This window comes from Streptomyces sp. 549 (assembly GCF_030124175.1).
Taxonomy (GTDB): Bacteria; Actinomycetota; Actinomycetes; order Streptomycetales; family Streptomycetaceae; genus Streptomyces.
Genome location: NZ_JASKMT010000032.1, coordinates 1 through 17,426 on the forward strand (window position 1 = coordinate 1; position 17,426 = coordinate 17,426).

Here is a 17,426-nt window from a genome sequence, read left to right on the forward strand (position 1 = left end):
GCATGGTCACACCACCACTACGACCTCACCGCTTGACATCCAACGTCCAGGGATGTCTGACCCCGCGAGGTTCCCGGCCTGGCGGCCTGACGGACAGCCCGCCAGGCGGAGGAGGCCCGGCCTGAGCTTCCCCCGCTGTCCGGGAGGTGGCCGGGGGCTTTCGTGCGTTCAGGCGGCCTGGTGTTCGGCCAGGAGCGCGGCCACTTCCGGCACGTCCGCGTAGTCCTCCAGACGCCGCAGGATGACCCGGACCCGCTCCGCCGTCCGCTCCGATGCGACGTCGGACGCGATGGTGATTACGCGATCCGCCACCGCCGCCGCTTCCTCCGGCTCGTTCGCGTCGGCCAACGCCACGGCGAGCCAGGAGAGGTACAGCGCGAGTTCACGGGTGTGGGTCGCGTCGTAGCCGCCGAGCACCTCCCGGAGCAACGGCACCGCGCGAAGGGGCTTGCGCAACTCCGTGTAGACCCTGGATTCCATGACCCGGAGTTCCCCTGCGTCGACCCAGTAGAGGTACGCGGGGGACTCCGTGCCTTCACTGTCTTCGCTGAGCGCCTGCCCGGCTTCGCCCAGCGCGCGCATGGCCCGCTGACCGTTGTCCGTGCCTCCGGCCTTCGTGTGCGCCCAGGCCACCCGGTCCAGGTAGAGCGCGCGGGCCTTTGCCGGAGCGTCCGGCCCCGCGTCGTTCAGCGCGGCTTGTGCGAGCGTCACGCCTTCGGCTTCGCGGCCGGTGTTGCTGAGCTGGTAGGCGAGTGACCCCGCGATGTTGCCGGCCAGGGTGTGGTCCTCCGCCTGCCGTGCCGCGCTGATCCCTAGCCGGTAGATGCGTTCGGCTTCGTCGTGCCGTCCGGCGTCGCTGGCAATCCACCCGGCAATCTGGGCCAACTCGCCAATCTGCCGGAGGAGTTGGCGCCCAACTTCGCCAGTGTGGGACCCCTCCCGGTACAGCTTCACGGCGGAGCGGAGTTCCCGGAGCGCGGGCCGGATCAGGTCGCCCCCGGCTAGCACGTCATCCGCAAGCCGGAGGCCGTGAACACGCTGCTGAAGGTCGACAACCTGGCCCATGCCGACACGGCGCCCGTCACGAGCACTGAGGGGCGCCAGCGGGTCGCCTTCGGGCAGGAAGTCCGCCAGTGTCGGTAAGGGCGGTTCAGTGGGGGCCTGGGCGGCGCTGAGCGCCCCCACGGGCACGCCCAGGGCCGCAGCGAGGAACGGCAACCACTCACGCGGCTTGCGCTTACCGGTCTCCCAACGGCTGACCTCCTGCCGTCCGACCGGTTCACCGACCACGCCAGCGGCCCGGCAGATCTCACGCGCTAGCCGTGCCTGGCTCCATCCGTGTGCTTCCCGCTCCCGCCGGATATTGGCCCCGATATCGCTGCCCATGTACCGATTGTGGCCGACAGTTGGCCTACGCGTGGCCGCTAGTCCTAGATCCACTTCGGGCGGAGCCTGGGGCACATGACGGAACCGCAGCGATACCCATCCGTGCCGGTCGAACTTCCCTACGTGGAAGCCAGGTTGGAGCCTCAGCCGGTTGACGGTTGTCCGGGTTGCGCTGAGCTGGCGAAGGTCCGCGAGTGGGCACGTGCGAGCGACGACCAAACGACCATCACGGACTGTAATGTCCTGCTGGCCAGGCACCCCAACGGGCACTGATGACCTCCGCCCCGGAGAAGCCACGTAGCGCTGTCGCGAATCCTCAGCGGACGCCCCTGCCGCCCGGCGACTACTGCGGCTTGTGTGCTGGCCACCGCGCCATCTGGTGTGACGGGTGCTGCGGCTTCGAAGGGTGCGAACTCTGCGCATGGACGTACAAGCGTCCATGCCCTGCCTGTGTCGGCGGGAACGCGGAGCCGACCCGCTGGTGAGCCCCCACCCTGGCCGACCGACACCCGCACATGACGCAAGTCACATCACGGATTCAGTGATCGAAGACGACGGTAACCGGCGCATGGTCTGACCAGCGCTCTTCGTGGGACGCGACCTTCTCCACATACGCCTTCACGGCCCGCTTCGCGATGCCGGGCGTTGTGCAAACTAGGTCGATGCGCCAGCCGCTGTCGTTGTCGAAGGCGCGGCCTCGGTAGGACCACCACGAGTAGGGGCCGTCCTGGTCGGGGTGGAGGGCGCGCACCACGTCGACGAGTCCGCCGTCCGCCGGGTCGAGGACCCGGCTCAGCCACTCCCGCTCCTCGGGCAGGAAGCCGGCGTTCCTGCGGTTGGCCTTCCAGTTCCGCAGGTCCGCCTCCCGGTGGGCGATGTTCCAGTCGCCGCACACCAGCACCTCGCGGCCACCGGCGGCCGCCCGCTCGCGCAACTCCTTGAGGTAGGGCAGGAACGCCGCCATGAAGCGCTCCTTCTCGTCCTGCCGCTCGGTGCCGGCCTCACCGGACGGCAGGTAGAGGCTGGCCACCGTCAGTCCCGGCAGGTCCGCCTCCAGGTAGCGGCCCGAGTCGTCGAACTCGGTGACGCCGAAGCCCGTCCTGACCTCGTCGGGTTCGCGCCGGGTGAGCAACGCCACTCCGGCTCGGCCCTTCGCGGCGGCCGGGGCCCATGCCGCGTGCCAGCCGGCGGGCTCGCGCACGTCCGCGGTGAGCTGTCCGACCTCGGCACGGACCTCCTGTAGGCAGACCACGTCGGCGTCCGTGGCCGCCAGCCACGGCAGGTAGCCCTTCTTCGCGGCAGCCCGCAGACCGTTCACGTTGACGGTTGTCACTTTGAGCATCCCTGCACCCTACATACGATGCGGTCATGCACCTCGCGACCTTGCGCTACGACCACCCCGACGCCCAGAAACTGGACGCCGAGGTCCAGCAGGAGTACGCCGAGCGGTACGGGGACGAGGGCGACAAGACGCCCCTGGCCCCGGAGATGTTCCAGCCGCCGAACGGCCTGTTCCTGCTGGTCTACGACGGCCGGGGCCATCCCGTCGCCACTGGTGGCTGGCGTGCGCAGGAGCGCAACGACGAGGGCTACTCCGACGGCGACGCGGAGATCAAGCGCATGTTCGTGGTCCGCGAGGCCCGCGGCCAGGGCCTGGCCCGCCGGGTGCTGGCGGCGCTGGAGGACGACGCCCGGGCCGCCGGACGGGTCCGCATGGTGCTGGAGACGGGCACCATGCAGCCGGAGGCCATCGCCCTGTACACGTCGAGCGGCTACCTGCCGACCCGCAAGTTCGGCCTGTACCGGCACGAGCCGCTGAGCCGCTGCTACGCCAAGCCGCTCTGACCCGGACTCCGCAGGTTCCGCCGCCGGCCCGCGCGTGCGGGCGGTGGAACGAACTCGGCCGTCATCCAGGGACTTTCCCGTCGCCTCCCACGGCATCTGCGTACGACGCCTCCCGTCGATTCCACTCCTACCAGCAGAAAAACGCGTTCCACTTGTGACGGCAATGCGCAAGTGGGCATTGAAAATGCGCCATCTGCGCCGGGGTGCGCCCCGCGCACCGTTGCGACCACCCGATCGCACACCTAACGTGGGGCGTGGCTCCGGAACAGCGGAAGAGAATTCGTTGTGAGTCGGCCTGCTCGGGAAGTCGGACACCCGGCGGATACCGACAGGAAGACTCGGACGAAATTCCACAGAAGGAATCTCTTCGCCGACCCGGATTCCATCGCAGACGTCTGCACAGTCCCAGCCCCGAATCTGGAAGGGAAAAGCAACGATGCGCACCTACGAGCGTCCCACGCTGGCCAAGGCAGGAAGCTTCCGCAAGACGACCGGTCTCGCCGGTTCGGGTCCGAAGGACCTGCTGGGCGGCAAGCAGGCACTCTGACACGGTCGTTCGCTCCGCCCCCGGGTGACGCCCCGGAACGGCGGCGACTGAACGGGCGGCACTTCGCTCGTTGAGCCGGGTGGCGGCTGCCGGCCGCCACCCGGCTGCCTCTCCCGGCATCCGTGACGACCGGAGGTGCGTGCGCTCGTGGGGCTCTCCCCGTCCTTGACCTTTCCGCCGCTGTGGTTCGCCGTACTCCCCGACAGCGACGCGGCCACCGAGATCGCCGCACGGGCGAGAGCCGGCGCCACCCAGGAAATACCGCACTCATCGGGAAGGCCGTGGCTGGTGGGCCGCTGGCCGCAGGACTTCCTCACCCTCGGCGTAGCCGGCGAATCAAGGGTCGCCGTACTCGGTGAACACGCAGCAACTTCCACGCAGATCGAAAAGGCAGCGGCCGCAGCCTATTCACCGGAGGCACTGAATGCGCTCGCCTCCCGCTTGACCGGCAGCTTCCATCTCACCGCCAGCATTTCCGGCGACGTACGCGTACAGGGAAGTGTCACCGGCCTGCGGCGCATTTACCACGGACGGTCGGGACCGGTGGCGATCGCCGGTGACCGGGCGGACGTCGTGGCCGGCCTGCTGGAACGTGAACTCGACGAGAAGCGACTCGCCGCGCACCTGCTCACCCTGGGCCTGCTGCACCCGCTGTCCGGCCGTCCCGTCTGGCACGGCGTGGAGGACCTCCCCGGCACGCACTGGCTGAAGCTCACCGCGGACGGCCGGACCCGCCCGGTGCGGTGGTGGACACCGCCGCAGCCGGACCTGCCGCTGCGGGAGGGCGCCGAACGGTTCCGGGACGCCCTGACCGCCGCCGTCGAACTGCGCACGCGGGGCAGGCGGTTGCTGACGGCCGACCTCGGCGGCCTGGACTCCACCGCGGTCTACTGCCTGGCGGTCCGCGGCGACGCCCGCGTCGTCTCGTACACCGCCGCCACCCACGACGCGCTGGGGGACGACGTCCACTGGGCCCGCCGGACGGTCGGCGCGCTGGGGCAGTCGGAGAACCACCACGTCGTTCCGGCCGAGCGCATACCGCTGACCTTCGACGGCCTGGCGGAACTCGACGACCACCTGGACGCGCCCTCCCTCATGTCGGTCGACCGGAACCGCCGCATGAGCCTGCTGCACCTGGCCGCCGAGCAGGGATCGCCGCTGCACCTGACCGGTCTCGGCGGCGACGAACTGCTCGCCGGGGCGGCGGCCCGCCTGCACGGCATGGTCACCACACACCCGCGAACCGCCGTTCCCCTGTTGCGCGGCTACACCGCCAAGTACGGCTGGTCCCGCCGGCGGGTGCTGCGGCAACTGCTCGACCGGCGCCCCTACCGGTCCTGGCTGCGCCAGGTCGCCGCCGATCTGCGGGCCCCGCAGCAGCATCCGCTGGAACCTCTGCTCGCCTGGTCGACGGCCCCGCGCCTGCCCCCGTGGGCCACCGGCGACGCAGCCGAGGCGGTCCGCGAGCTGATCAACGCGGAGGCCGACAGCGCCGAACCGCTGGGCGGGGGCGGTCACGGGCTGCACCGTGAGCTGGTCACCATGCGGCTGGTCTCCCAGTTCGCCCGTCACATCGGCCAGATGGCCGCCCCGCTGGGTGTGGCCTGCGCGGCACCGTACTACGACGACCGGGTCGTCGAGGCGGCCCTCGCGGTCGACGACCGGGAGCGGATCACGCCGTACCGGTACAAGCCGTTGATCGTGGAGGCGATGCGCGGCGTCGTGCCCGAGGAGAGCCGAAGCCGCGCGACCAAGGCGAACGCGACGCTCGAGGAGGAGGCGGGCCTGCGCGAGCACCGCGACCAGCTGCTGGCGCTGTGCGAGCAGTCCCGACTGGGAGAACTCGGGCTGGTCGACGTCCCCACCCTTCGGGAGTGGGCAGGCCGTCCGCTGGCCGCCGAGAGCGAGAGCGAGCTGCTGCATCCCACAGTCGCCTGCGAGGTCTGGCTGCGCTCCCACGAGAGCCGCCGGACGTCCCCCTCGACCGTCACCTGAGGCGCCCGGGACCCCGGGACGCGACGCACGCCCGACAACCCGACAGAGGAGGAGCACGGTGTTCAGTCTGCGGACCGGCGTACTGATGACCGAGACGGAGTACGGCATGGCGTTGCTCGACGAGGGCAGCGGTGACTACTGGACCCTCAACCCCACCGCCGCCGCCGTGGTCAGGGCGATGCTGGACGGGCGGACAGTCGCCCAGGCGGCGGACGCGCTGGCCCGGGACTACGACGTGGACCGCGAGGCGGCCGAGCAGGACGCGACCCTCATCCTCGGTCAGCTGCGGGAGGCGGGGCTGGCCGGAACCTGACCGCTCGTCGTCACCACCCGCCGGGTCGCGGTGCCGACCGCCACCGGCTCACCCGTGCACTGCGGCACGGCCCGAAGCCCGCCCCGCGAACGGCCTCGACCACCGAACCGCCCTGGCCGCGGCAACGAACGCGCCCCCGGCCACGAGCAGAGGAGGAAGGCAGAGATGTCCACCCCGGAAGCGGTTCCCCACCGCCCCCGCACCGTCCCCCCGGGACGGCGTGCCGCCACCAGGCTGGCCGTGGGCTGCGCGCACCTGCTGGCCACGCAGCCGCCGCGCCGCATCCGTGCGCTGCTCGCGCTGCTGCGGCGCGGGGCCCGGCCGGCGACTCTGGACGAGGCCTCCGCGGCCCACAGCACGGTCGTGGCGGTGAGCCTGTCCTGCGGCGGACAGCGCGGCTGCCTGCCCCGCTCCCTCGCCGTCGTCCTGCTGTGCAGGATGCGCGGGCGGTGGCCGGTGTGGTGTGTCGGGGTGCGCGCCAGGCCCCCGTTCGCGGCCCACGCCTGGGTCGAGGCGGAGGGCGTACCCGTCGCGGAAGGCTGCACCCGGGACTACTACCAGCGCTTCTTCACGGTGGAGTGAGGCGGTGACCGCGCCGCGAATGTCCCAAGCGCGGGACGCGGAGCACCCGCCCGGCGGCCGGCACGGTCGGCGCGCCCTTGTGCGGCACCTTCGCCCGCAGCGCGCCGGCATTCTCCTCGGCACCGCTCTGGGGCTGCTCGGCAGCCTGGTCGGGCTGGTGCAGCCGCTGGCGGCGAAACGCCTGGTGGACGATCTGGGCGCCGGCGAACACGCCGTCGGCCTGCTCGTGGCGTTGAGCGTGCTGGTCGTGCTCGGTGCCGGACTGGCCGCGCTCGGCCAGTACGTCCTGGAGCGCACCGCGGAGGCCGTCGTGCACACCGCCCGCCGACGGCTGGCCTCGCGGCTGCTGCGACTGCGCCTGTCCGCGGTGGAACGGACCGAACCCGGTGACCTCATCTCCCGGGCAACCTCCGACACGACGCTGCTGCGCCAGGTCGCCACCCAGTCCGTCGCCTCGGCCGTCACCGGCTCGCTGGTGCTGGTGGCGACGGTCACCCTGATGGGGGTGCTCGACGTGGTACTGCTCGGCGTCACGTCGGGCGCGCTGGCCCTGGTGGCGGTGGCCGTCGCCGTCGTGGCGCCGCGCATCGGTCGCGCCACCCGGCAGACGCAGGAAGCGGTCGGCGGCATCGGCGCCGAGTTGGAGCGGGTCTTCGGCGCCTACCGCACGGTCAAGGCGTCCGGTGCGGAGCAGTACGAGATCGCCCGCCTGCACGAGGCCGCCGGGCGGGCCCGGCGGGCCGGAGTCCGGGCCGCGCGGTGGGAGGCCCTGTCGAACTCGTCCGGCGTGGTCGCCGTCCAGACGGCGTTCCTGCTGGTGCTCGGGGTGGGTGGCGCACGGGTCGCCTCGGGCGCCATGAGCGTGTCCACTCTTGTCGCCTTTCTGCTCTACCTGTTCTCGCTGGCGCCCCGCATCCACCAACTCGTGGACTGCGTGGCCCAGTTGCAGACCGGCATGACGGCTGCCGCGCGCATCCAGGACGTCGAGGACCTGCCGGTGGAACACTCGCGACCAGCGAACGAGACCTCGCAGCCCGGGCAGCCGACGCGGCGGCCGGAGGACGCCCGCGTGCCGGGCGCACCGCCCGCCGACGGTGTTCCCCCTCCCCCTGACGCCCGGCCTCCGGCGGCCGTCACCTTCGACAGCGTGAGCTTCGCCTACCGTGCGGGGCTGCCGGCAGTGCACCGGGAGGTCAGCTTCACCGTCCCGGCCCTGGGCATGACCGCGTTCGTCGGGCCCTCGGGAGCCGGCAAGACCACCGTCTTCTCCCTGATCGAGCGCTTCCACGAACCGGACGCCGGCCGTGTCCTCCTCGACGGCAGGGACGTACGGCAGTGGCCGCTCGACGAACTGCGCGCCTCCATCGGCTACGTGGAGCAGGACGCCCCGGTACTTGCCGGCACCCTCCGGGAGAACCTGCTCTTCGGCCTGCTCTCCGTCACCGAGGAACGACTGCACCACACCCTGCGCCAAGCCCGGCTGGACACCGTCGTCGCCCGCCTGCCGGACGGCCTCGACACGCCTGTCGGCCACCGCGGCGGCAGTCTCTCCGGGGGCGAGCGGCAACGGGTGGCCATCGCCCGTGCCCTGCTGCGCAGTCCTCGCCTGCTGCTGCTGGACGAGGCCACCTCGCAGCTCGACGCGGCCAACGAGGCCGTGCTGCGGGAGACCGTCGCCGAGGCCGCCCGCAGCACCACCGTGCTCGTCGTCGCCCACCGGCTCTCCACCGTCACCACTGCCGACCGCATCGTGGTCATGGACGGCGGGCGGGTCAGCGCGGTCGGTACGCACGCCGAACTGCTGGCGTGCGACGGCCTCTACCGCCGGCTGGCGGCCACCCAGTTTCTCGCGGCCGACCGGTTGAGCCCCGCCGCTCCCGCCCGGCCGGACACCGGCTGAGCGGGGAGCCACGCGCTCGGGGCCCGCGGGCGACGCGCGGGCGCGGAAGTCCGCGAGCGGCGGTCGGCCGTCGCGGTACCGTCCGGGACCGGACGGTACCGCGACGGCGGGTACGCGCGTCACGCGGGTGCCCGTCAGCCCTGCGTGGGGCCGTTCAGCAGCACCGGCAGCTCGAACAGGTCGTTCTGGGTGAGCGCCGGCTTGTTGCGCAGCTCGGCGTCCGGCACGGCGAGCGCCATGCGCGGGAACCGGGCGAACAGCGCAGGCAGGGCCACGCCCGCCTCCAGGCGGGAAAGCGGCGCTCCCGGGCAGACGTGCGGGCCGTGGCCGAACGCCATGTGCCGCACCGGCGACCGCGTCACGTCGAACTCCCCGGCGGTCGGGCCGTGCTGCTTCTCGTCCCTGCCGATCGCCACATAGGACGTGATCAGCGCGTCGCCCTGCGGGATGACGGTGTCCCCCACCTGGACGTCCTCGGTCGCGAACCGGATGAGCACGTGCGAGGTGGGGGTGTCGTAGCGCAGGGTCTCCTCCACGACCGCGTCCCAGGACACCTCGCCGTCCAGGACCAGCTTCAGCTGGTCGGGCCGGCCGAGCAGGGCGCGGACCGCGTTCACGATGAGGCTGATGGTCGTCTCGTGACCGGCGGCGATCATCAGCTGGAGGGTGTTCACCAGCTCCTCGTCGGTCAGCGGCTCGCCGCCCTCGTCGGCGAGGATCAGCGCGCTCGTCAGGTCGTCTCCGGGGTTCTGCTTCTTCTCCGCGACGACCTTGCCGAACAGCCCGCCCAGCTCGCCCAGCACGCCGAGGACCTCGTGCGGCGGTGTCTGGGTACTGAAGAACTTGTCGTACAGCTCCTGGAGGCGGGGCAGGTCGCCGGTGTCGATGCCCATGAGTTCACTGATCACGCCCATCGGCAGCGGGTAGGCGAACCCGGCCTTGAGGTCGACGGGACTGTCCTGCGGGCCCGCCCCCAGCGCGTCCAGCAACCGGCCGGTGATGGCCTCGATGCCCGGGCGCAGCCGCTCGACCCGCCGCGGGGTGAGGGCCTGCGCCACCTTGGTGCGCAGCCGGCGGTGCTCGGCGCCGTCGACGGTGAGCATGCTGCGGCCCGGGTTGGCCAGGCCGATCAGCGGCCAGTCGGCGGGTATCTCACCGCGGCGGAAGGCCCCCCACACCTGGATGTCCTTCACCAGCCGGCTGTCGGTCATCAGCTGCCGCGCCTCGGCGTGGTGCGTCACCGCCCACACCGGCACACCGCCCGGCAGTTCCACCCTGGCGAGTGGGCCGGCCTCGCGCAGCGCCGCGCCCTCACCGGCCAGGTCGCGGACGAGCGGGTCGAGCACGATGGGGGCACCGGACTGGGCGGGACAGGTCATCTGACGCCTCCTGAGGCGGGGGTCGGGGTGAAGTGGACGGGCAGCGCCGACATTCCGCGCAGCCACGGAGAGGGACGGCGGGTCAACTCGGTTGCCGCGACGGTCAGATCGATGTCGGGCAGCCGGTCGAGCAGCACCTCGATGCCGGTGCGGGCGATCGTCTCCGCGATCTCCTGCGCCGGGAACGGGCAGCGGTGCTCACCGTGGCCGAAGGAGAAGAACGCGCTGTTGCCGCCGGTGAAACCGCCGTGTGCGGAACGGTCGTTGTGGATCTGCGGGTCCGCGTTGGCCCCGGCGAGGCCGAGCAGCACCAGGTCGCCGCGCCGCACGTGCCGGCCGCCGAGCTGGGTGTCGCGGGACGCCCAGCGCCCGGCGACGTTCTGCGTGGGGGTGTCCTCCCACAGCACCTCGTTCATCGCCTCGGCGATGCTGTGCCGGCCGCCGGACATGGACGCGGCGAACCGGTCGTCGACCAGCATCAGCCGCAGCGAGTTCCCCACCCAGTCGGCGGTCGGCTGGTGGCCCGCCGCCGACATGACCATGAGGTCCTGGAGGATCTCCTCGTCGGAGTAGCCCGCCTCGGACGTCAGCATCCGGGAGACCACGTCGGCACCCGGCCGGGCCCGCTTGGCGGCCACCAGCCGCTGCATCGACCCGACGAGGTGCTGCTGGCCCTTCAGCGCGTCCGCGCCGCCGTCGATCATGTCGTTGAGCGCCTTCGCGAGGCCGGGCCCCTCGGCGTCGGGGAAGCCGTAGAGGCGGGCCAGGACCATGATCGGCAGCAGCATCGCGTAGTCGCCGATCAGATCGGCCTCACCGGTGCCGCAGAACCGGTCGATCAGACCGTCCGCGAACCGCTCGCAGTGGCGCCGCAGTTCGATGGTGTCCACGCCGTCCAGGGCCTCACTGACCATGGCGTGGCGGTGCTGGTGCGCCTCGCCGACGGTGTAGAGGATGGACGGCTGGCGGCGGCCGATCATCGGCAGCAGCGGCCAGTCGGCGGGGATGTCGTCCCACTGGTTCCACAACTCGGAGTCGCGGCTGAACAGTTCGGGGTCGCCGGTGACCTGGTGCAGCTCGCGGTAGGCGATCACCAGCCAGGCCGGCACCTCGCCCGGCAGCATCACCGGGACCACCGCGCCGTGTTCGCGGCGCATGCCGCGGTACAGCTCGGCCGGTTCGACGAGGAACTGCGGGCCCCACAGCGGCACGGCGGACCCGTGCGCGGGGCAGCCCGGCGGAGGCGACATCGCGGAGGAGGCGGAGGGCGTCGTCACGGTGTGGTCTCCCGGGCGGAGGAGAGGGCGTGCAGGTGCTCGACCAGGGTGATCAGCACGTTCTTGCTGGACTCGCGGGACCGGGCGTCGCAGTCGACGAGCGGCACGCGCTCCGACAGGTCAAGTGCCTCCCTGACCTGCTCGGCGGTGTGCGGCGGGCCGCCGAAGTCGTTGCGCGCCACGATGAAGGGCGTGCCGAGCTGCTCCAGCCGGTCGATGGCGTACCAGGAGTCGGCGAGCCGCCGGGTGTCGACGAGCACGACCGCGCCGAGCGTGCCCGCGAAGAGGCGGTCCCACAGGAACCAGAAGCGTTCCTGGCCGGGAGCGCCGAACAGGTACAGCACGGTCTGCTCGTTGAGGCTGATCCGGCCGAAGTCGAACGCGACGGTGGTGGACGTCTTCGCCCGCACCCCGGCCAGGTCGTCGACGCCCTGGCCGGCCTGCGTCATCGTCTCCTCGGTGTTCAGCGGACGGATCTCGCTGACCGAGCGGACCATCGTCGTCTTGCCCACACCGAAGCCGCCGACCACGACGATCTTCAGCCCGGTGTCGGCGGTGCTGCTGAGCGGAGGACGGACGGCTGGTTCAGAGGTTGCGGAGTCCAACGAGCACCTGCTCCAGGATGGTGGGGTCGGGTAGTTGCGCCCCGGGGCCCGCGGGGCGCGGGTGGCGGGCGGTGATGCGTCCGGTGGCCTGGAGGTCCGACAGCAGGATGCGCACGATGCTCACCGGCAGCCGCAGGTCCGCGGCGATCTCCACCACCGCGACCGGGGTCCGGCACATCCGCAGGATCGCGGCGTGCTCGGACTGCATGCCGGGCGTCGGGTCGCACTCGCTGACGACCAGTGTGACCAGGTCGAAGGCCGCCGAGTCGGACCGGCTGCGGCCTCCGGTGAGCGTGTACAGCCGGTCGGGGTCCTCGTCCCGGCCCGGCCGGCTCATGCCTGCCCGCCGCCCGCGCCCGGTTCGCGCGGTGGCGTACTCAGGTACTCACCCAGCTGCTCGACGAGCTCGTTCATGTTGTGGCCGATCAGGCCGACGTCGGCGTCCTCGTCGGCGATGACGGCCAGGTGTGCGCCCTCGCCCGCCTCCACGATGAACAGGATGCCGCCGTAGAACTCCGTCATGGCCTGGCGGACTCCGCCGGTGCCGTCGCCGAACTCCACGGAGGCACCCTGGGACAGGCTCTGGATGCCCGCCGCGATCGCGGCGAGCTGGTCGGCCTGGTCGGCGGACAGCTCCGGGGTGTGGCACAGCTTCAGACCGTCCCGGGAGAGCACCAGGGCGTGCCGGGCCCCGGCGGTCCGCTCCAGCAGGCTCTCCAGCAGCCAGTCCAGTTCGGCGGCCGTACCCGTGCCGGGCAGGTGGTGCGGTGCCCGTGGGGATGGTGCAGTCATCGGGGGTCGTCCTCCGGTTGAGAAGAAGCCGGTTCAGTGGCGGGTGCAGCGGGTGAGTCGGGTGCTGCGGGTGCGTAAGGGGCTGGGGACGTGTGAGGTCCTGGGGACGCGTGGGGTGCTGCCGGTGCCGTCGGAGGCGCGGACGACGCGTCGAGTGCGGACGCGCCAGGGGTGGACGCGTCAGGGGTGGACGCGTCAGGGGTGGACGCGGACTCCGGGTCGCCGGTGCGGGCGGGGTCGCCGGTGCGGCCCTTGAGTGCGCGGCGGAAGGTGCCGAACCGGGCGGCGGAGTCGGCCGCGGTACGCCCGGGCTTCGCGGCGTCCGGGCGCGGCAGGGCGACGGGCTGCCGGGCGGTGGCGAGCGTACGTCCCCGCCGCCGCTTGGGCAGGCCGCTCTCGCCGTACTCCGGCGGCCCGTCCAGGTCGGGCGCCGGCGCGTGCGCCGGGTCGGGCTCGCCGCCCGAGGCGGCGGACCGCCGCGGCAACCCGCCCGGGGTGGCGGGGGTGCCGTGCGCAGGCGTGCCGTGCGCGGGGGTGCCGTGCGCGGGGGTGCCGGAGGCGGGGGTCGCGGGCGGGGTGGTGCCGCTGCGGCTGGGCAGCGGGGACGAGGGCAGGTCCGGCCACGGTTCGCGCGGCGCGGGCAGCGGTTCCGGGGCCCTGGCGGTGGCCGTGGCGGACGAGGCGCCGCGCTGGCGCGGCAGTCCCTCCGCCACGGTCGGCTGGCCAGTCTCGGCGCCCGGCCGGGCCTCCACCGACCGGGCTTCCACCGGCCGGGGCTCCACCGACCGCGGGCGGCTGTCCCCGGCACGCGGCCGGGTGATCAGCTCCTGCGGCACCCGGACCAGGACGCCGGTACCGCCGCGGGCCGACGGGCGGAAGGACACCGTGAGCCCGTGCTTGCGGGCCAGGCAGCCCACGACGGCGAGACCCAGCCGCGTCCCCGACAGCGACGTCAGGTCCAGCGGCTCCCCGGACACGGCCCGTTCCGCTCGGCGCAGTGCGAAGTCGCTCATCACCAGTCCGCTGTCCTCGACGGTGATGACCACTCCCGCGGGCACCTCCTCCACGTACACGTGGACCTCGGCGGTGGGCGGCGAGAAGTTGGCGGCGTTGTCGAGCAGTTCGGCCAGGGCGTGCATGACGCCCTCGGCGGCGTGACCGGCGATGGCGACCTCGGTGGTGGAGTGCAGCCGCACCCGCTGGTAGCCGGCGATGCGCCCCATGGCGCCGCGCATGATGCTCTCCATGACGATGGGCTTCGCCCAACGCCGTCCGGAACGTGCGCCGGTGAGCACCGCGATGCTGTCCGCGAGCCGGCCGGCCTGCGCGGTGCGGTGGTCGATGTGCAGCAGGTCCCCGAGCACCGCCTCGTCGGAGTGCCGGTGCTCCATGTCCCGCAGGTCGGCCAGCATGCCGGTGGCCAGCGCCTGCATGCGCCCGGCGGCGCTGGCGCAGGCCGCCATGGCCGACGCCCGACCGCTCTCGCTGCGGCCCAGTTCCTCGGCGAAGTTGCGCAGCAGCAACCGGTGTGACTCCAGCGGCGGCTGGGCGAGGTCGGCGAGCGCCGTCTCCGCCGAGGTGCCCTCACGCAGCCGCTCCACGAGTGCGGGCACGGTGCGCTCGGCGAGGCGCGCCGACTCGTGCTCCAGGTCGGCGATGTCCTCCCGCAGTTGCTGCGCGCGCTGGCCCTGCCGGACCACGGTCACCGCGGCGGCGCACAGCAGTACCGCCACCGCTCCCGCGGCCGATGCCACGGGCGTTCTCATCGAGGCCGGGGAGAGCAGCACCGCCACCGCGACGCCGGCTCCGGTCACCGCGGCGGCGACGAGCAGGGCGAGCAGCGGCGGCTTGAGCGGAGGCCGCTCCGTCCGCCGACGCGCGGGCAGGGTGTGCGCTGTCATCAATCGTTGTCCTCGTGGACGGAAGGTGGCAGAAGTCGACTCGTCCAGACCCGCTTCCGCTCAATTCGGAGCCACTATAAGTGAATTCCCGAACACAGCGCCCTGTGATGGATCTTCCTTCGATCACAGGGGCCCTCGGGCGCACCACGGGCGTCCGCCCCATCACATCCGGGCAGCGACTCACGCCGCTGCACGCCCGGTTCACAGGACCGACCTCACAACAGACCTACCGGCCTGAGACGTTGCGCGACGCGCAACGCCCACGCGCCCGGCCACGCCCCCGCGGGGCCGGGCGCGCGTCGGCGTGCGCGCTCCCGCGCGGACGCCCCGAGGTCAGCAGCTGCGGACAGCGCCCGGCGACGCGTCACCCCGGGCCCGGCCGGGCGGGGGCGGGGGAACCGCCGGGTGGTCGGGCGAGGGCGGGTCGAGAAGACCGGCCTGCGCGATGAGGTAGGCGAGTTGGGCCCGGCTGTTGCTGCCGAGGAGGTCGGACGCCTTCTTGATGTGCGTGGCGATCGTCCGGGTGCTCATACCCAGCCGGCTGGCGATGGCCGAGTCCGTGTAGCCGTCGACCATGAGGCGCAGCACGTTCAAGCGCGTCGCCTCGGTGAGGAGTTGCGGGCGCTGGTGCTCGGTCCTGTAGGTGACCGGTTCCGCGCGTTCCCACACATGCTCGAAGATCGACGCCAGGTAGTGCACGACACCGCTGTCCCGGATCATGACCGCGGACATGTGGCGGGCGCCCTGGCTGTCGGGAATGAAGGCCAGGGACCGGTCGTAGACGATCAGTCGGTCGAAGACCTCGTCGACGGTGCGCACCTCCACGCCGGCTTCCGTGACGCGCTTGACATAGTCGAGCGTGGGGCCGTGGGCCCGCACGGTGTGCTGGTACAGCGTGCGCTGGGCGATACCGCGGTCAGACGCCTCCAGCGCGCGGGGAAGCGCCTCCGCCAGCATCTCCGCGGGGTGCCCACCTCCGGGCTGGGCAGTGAGTACCTCACGCTCGCATGACTGCACGGCGTGCTCCAAGGCAGCGCTGATGACCGAGGGTCCGCTCAGTCGCTGGACGGAGGTGGACATCTCCTGCCGTATGCGCCGGTAGACGTCCTCCACCTGCAACATCACGGTGCGCATGGCGTTGAGCGCCTGCTGCTGCTCCATCATCGCCCGCTCCACCGGATGGGCCAGCGCCGCGGCTGCGACGTCGGGAGGCACCGGAACGAGTGTGCCCTGGTCGTCAGCGGCGGGCGTCAGAAGGCCCAGCACCTCCAGGCACGAGGGTGCCTCCCCCTGCGCTGAGCCGGTCGCGAGTGCCGCCTCGTAGTAGGTGAGGCCCTCGGGGCAGACAGTGGTGCGGAGCTGCGCACCGGTCTGAGAACCCTCAAGGCGCATGTCCGAACTGCCCGCTATAGAACACAATGTTTCCCCCTCCTTCATGATTCTGCAATGCCTGATCCTGATGCCTGTGATCACTTCACGCAAGCTCCGTGCCCGGTGCATGCTTCCTGTAACGAAGCCAGCGAACAGCTGGCCATTCGGAACACTGGGGGGACCAGAAGTGAAGTCCGATGCATTTTTGAACGCCATGAGAGCGCTCGCTGCCACCGCGCTCGCCACCATCGCGCTGGTTGGTTTCTCCGCCCTTCAGGGGGGCGTTGAGGGCAGCGATGTGACCAACCAGGCAACCACAACGTCGCTGGTCAGCAAGGCCGTCGTTCTGGGACATCAAAGCTGGGGCCCATGAGCCGTCTCGCGAACCGCGACTTCCGCGCGGTTTGAGGACCACGCTTCGCATCAGGACGCATGCCGATTTTTGCAAGGAGATTCCATAATGACCACCGCCATTGCGGCACCCAAGTGCCTTGTGTGCGACACCGAATTCGCGGTTCAGGCCGACTGGGAAAAGGGTGAGATCACCGAGTGCGCCGCGTGCGGCCAAGAGCACGAGGTGGTGCAGAAAACTGACGGCCTCGTCCGTCTGGACCTGGCACCGGAGATCGAGGAGGACTGGGGCGAGTGACCCAGCACGCAGAGGTCCTTGTCTCGGCGACCATGCTGAGGCCCGACGAGAAGCTTCTTCTCCAGGCCTTGCGCGCCGAGGGACTGGCAGCGGCTCCGCTGCTTCGGGAAGACCTTGCGGGGGTGGTGGCGGGCGACACGCGCCCGCCCGGCCTCGCACTCATCAGGAACCTGTCCCACCGCGACGCCGTCAGCGTCTCGCGCAGGCTTGAGCACAGCGGCGTGACCACGCTCAACCGTGCCGCAACCATCGAGACGTGCAACGACAAGGGGCTCCAGTCCCTGGTCTTCGCGCGGCACGGCATTCCGCACCCCCTCACCCTGCACGCCTTCAGTTACGACCAGGTGCGTGAGTCCGTGGCGCGGCTCGGCCTGCCCGCCGTCGTCAAGCCCGTCAGCGGCTCCTGGGGGCGCGGCGTCACGCGGATGATCAACCCCGAGTGCGTGGACGCGTGGGTGGGTGGTCGGGAGTCCACCGACGCCGCGGGCAAGCTCTTCCCGGTCGTCGTGCAGGAGTACGTCGACAAGCCGGGCCACGACCTGCGCGTGGTGGTCGTCGGCCGGACGCCCGTCGTCGCGATCCAGCGGGTCTCGCCCGACTGGCGCACCAACACGCACCTCGGGGCGGAGGTGCGCCGGACCGAGATCACCCCGCGGATCGAGAAACTCTGCGCGCAGGTCGTCGACGTCCTCGGTGACGGCTTCTACGGGGTCGACCTCGTCGAGGACCGGACCACCGGGGAACTGCTGGTCCTCGAGGTCAACGCCAACCCCGACTTCGCCCGCTCCTCCGCACAGCACGGCGTGAACGTGGCCCGCCACCTGGCCGCGTACGCCGTGGAGTTGCTCGAACCCACCACCGCCGCGCCGCTCTCCGCCTGAGGC

The 17,426-nt window shown here is 71.8% G+C and carries 18 protein-coding genes; 9 read left to right on the top strand and 9 right to left on the bottom strand.

Translation table 11 applies throughout. The annotated features are described in order from the left end of the window. Positions 1-168: 168 nt before the first annotated feature. Both QNO07_RS24430 and QNO07_RS24440 read right to left on the bottom strand, forming a co-directional pair. The gene (locus tag QNO07_RS24430) at positions 169-1,386 is read right to left on the bottom strand and encodes a helix-turn-helix transcriptional regulator (protein ID WP_283994531.1); all 1,218 of its coding nucleotides are present in this window, start codon (positions 1,384-1,386) and stop codon (positions 169-171) included. A 538-nt stretch (positions 1,387-1,924) separates the two neighbouring features. Beyond that, positions 1,925-2,728, bottom strand: coding sequence for an exodeoxyribonuclease III (locus QNO07_RS24440; protein ID WP_283994533.1), 804 nt, complete (start codon positions 2,726-2,728; stop codon positions 1,925-1,927). Positions 2,729-2,754: 26 nt separating this feature from the next. On the opposite strand from QNO07_RS24440, the gene QNO07_RS24445 reads away from it, so the two are divergent. From QNO07_RS24445 to QNO07_RS24470, 6 genes are all read left to right on the top strand, one after another. Then, positions 2,755-3,231: a GNAT family N-acetyltransferase gene (locus QNO07_RS24445; protein WP_283994534.1), complete on the top strand. Its 477-nt coding sequence runs from the start codon at positions 2,755-2,757 to the stop codon at positions 3,229-3,231. 436 nt (positions 3,232-3,667) lie between these two features. Then, positions 3,668-3,778 (top strand): keywimysin-related RiPP, encoded by a 111-nt coding sequence (locus QNO07_RS24450; protein WP_283994535.1) that lies wholly within the window; start codon positions 3,668-3,670, stop codon positions 3,776-3,778. A 543-nt stretch (positions 3,779-4,321) separates the two neighbouring features. Continuing rightward, positions 4,322-5,773 (top strand): asparagine synthase-related protein, encoded by a 1,452-nt coding sequence (locus QNO07_RS24455; RefSeq protein ID WP_283994536.1) that lies wholly within the window; start codon positions 4,322-4,324, stop codon positions 5,771-5,773. Positions 5,774-5,831: 58 nt separating this feature from the next. Beyond that, positions 5,832-6,086, top strand: coding sequence for a lasso peptide biosynthesis PqqD family chaperone (locus QNO07_RS24460; RefSeq protein ID WP_283994537.1), 255 nt, complete (start codon positions 5,832-5,834; stop codon positions 6,084-6,086). A 165-nt stretch (positions 6,087-6,251) separates the two neighbouring features. After that, entirely contained in the window at positions 6,252-6,668 is a 417-nt protein-coding gene (locus QNO07_RS24465) for a lasso peptide biosynthesis B2 protein (RefSeq protein ID WP_283994538.1), read from the top strand. A gap of 19 nt (positions 6,669-6,687) precedes the next feature. Continuing rightward, the gene (locus tag QNO07_RS24470; RefSeq protein WP_283994605.1) at positions 6,688-8,568 is read left to right on the top strand and encodes an ABC transporter ATP-binding protein; all 1,881 of its coding nucleotides are present in this window, start codon (positions 6,688-6,690) and stop codon (positions 8,566-8,568) included. A gap of 134 nt (positions 8,569-8,702) precedes the next feature. On the opposite strand, the gene QNO07_RS24475 is transcribed toward QNO07_RS24470, so the two are convergent. From QNO07_RS24475 to QNO07_RS24505, 7 genes are all read right to left on the bottom strand, one after another. After that, entirely contained in the window at positions 8,703-9,947 is a 1,245-nt protein-coding gene (locus QNO07_RS24475) for a cytochrome P450 family protein (protein WP_283994539.1), read from the bottom strand. Beyond that, positions 9,944-11,197 carry a cytochrome P450 gene (locus QNO07_RS24480; RefSeq protein ID WP_283994607.1) on the bottom strand — a complete coding sequence of 418 codons (1,254 nt, stop codon included), beginning with the start codon at positions 11,195-11,197 and terminating at the stop codon, positions 9,944-9,946. The genes QNO07_RS24475 and QNO07_RS24480 overlap by 4 nt, the downstream gene beginning before the upstream one ends. Before the next feature lie 23 nt (positions 11,198-11,220). Beyond that, entirely contained in the window at positions 11,221-11,829 is a 609-nt protein-coding gene (locus QNO07_RS24485) for a GTP-binding protein (protein WP_283994540.1), read from the bottom strand. Continuing rightward, positions 11,810-12,166: a DUF742 domain-containing protein gene (locus QNO07_RS24490; protein ID WP_283994541.1), complete on the bottom strand. Its 357-nt coding sequence runs from the start codon at positions 12,164-12,166 to the stop codon at positions 11,810-11,812. Before QNO07_RS24490 ends, QNO07_RS24485 begins: the two co-directional genes overlap by 20 nt. Further along, positions 12,163-12,621 carry a roadblock/LC7 domain-containing protein gene (locus QNO07_RS24495; RefSeq protein WP_283994542.1) on the bottom strand — a complete coding sequence of 153 codons (459 nt, stop codon included), beginning with the start codon at positions 12,619-12,621 and terminating at the stop codon, positions 12,163-12,165. Before QNO07_RS24495 ends, QNO07_RS24490 begins: the two co-directional genes overlap by 4 nt. Then, positions 12,618-14,522 carry an ATP-binding protein gene (locus QNO07_RS24500; protein ID WP_283994543.1) on the bottom strand — a complete coding sequence of 635 codons (1,905 nt, stop codon included), beginning with the start codon at positions 14,520-14,522 and terminating at the stop codon, positions 12,618-12,620. The genes QNO07_RS24495 and QNO07_RS24500 overlap by 4 nt, the downstream gene beginning before the upstream one ends. Before the next feature lie 333 nt (positions 14,523-14,855). After that, complete coding sequence (locus tag QNO07_RS24505; RefSeq protein ID WP_283994544.1) at positions 14,856-15,914, bottom strand: helix-turn-helix transcriptional regulator; 1,059 nt, start codon at positions 15,912-15,914, stop codon at positions 14,856-14,858. On the opposite strand from QNO07_RS24505, the gene QNO07_RS24510 reads away from it, so the two are divergent. The 3 genes from QNO07_RS24510 to QNO07_RS24520 all read left to right on the top strand — a co-directional run bounded on the left by QNO07_RS24510 (position 15,913) and on the right by QNO07_RS24520 (position 17,423). Then, the gene (locus QNO07_RS24510; RefSeq protein WP_283994545.1) at positions 15,913-16,266 is read left to right on the top strand and encodes a hypothetical protein; all 354 of its coding nucleotides are present in this window, start codon (positions 15,913-15,915) and stop codon (positions 16,264-16,266) included. The genes QNO07_RS24505 and QNO07_RS24510 overlap by 2 nt on opposite strands. A gap of 87 nt (positions 16,267-16,353) precedes the next feature. Next, complete coding sequence (locus tag QNO07_RS24515; protein ID WP_283994546.1) at positions 16,354-16,542, top strand: lysine biosynthesis protein LysW; 189 nt, start codon at positions 16,354-16,356, stop codon at positions 16,540-16,542. Next, positions 16,539-17,423 carry a RimK family alpha-L-glutamate ligase gene (locus tag QNO07_RS24520; RefSeq protein WP_283994547.1) on the top strand — a complete coding sequence of 295 codons (885 nt, stop codon included), beginning with the start codon at positions 16,539-16,541 and terminating at the stop codon, positions 17,421-17,423. The genes QNO07_RS24515 and QNO07_RS24520 overlap by 4 nt, the downstream gene beginning before the upstream one ends. Positions 17,424-17,426 lie beyond the last annotated feature (3 nt).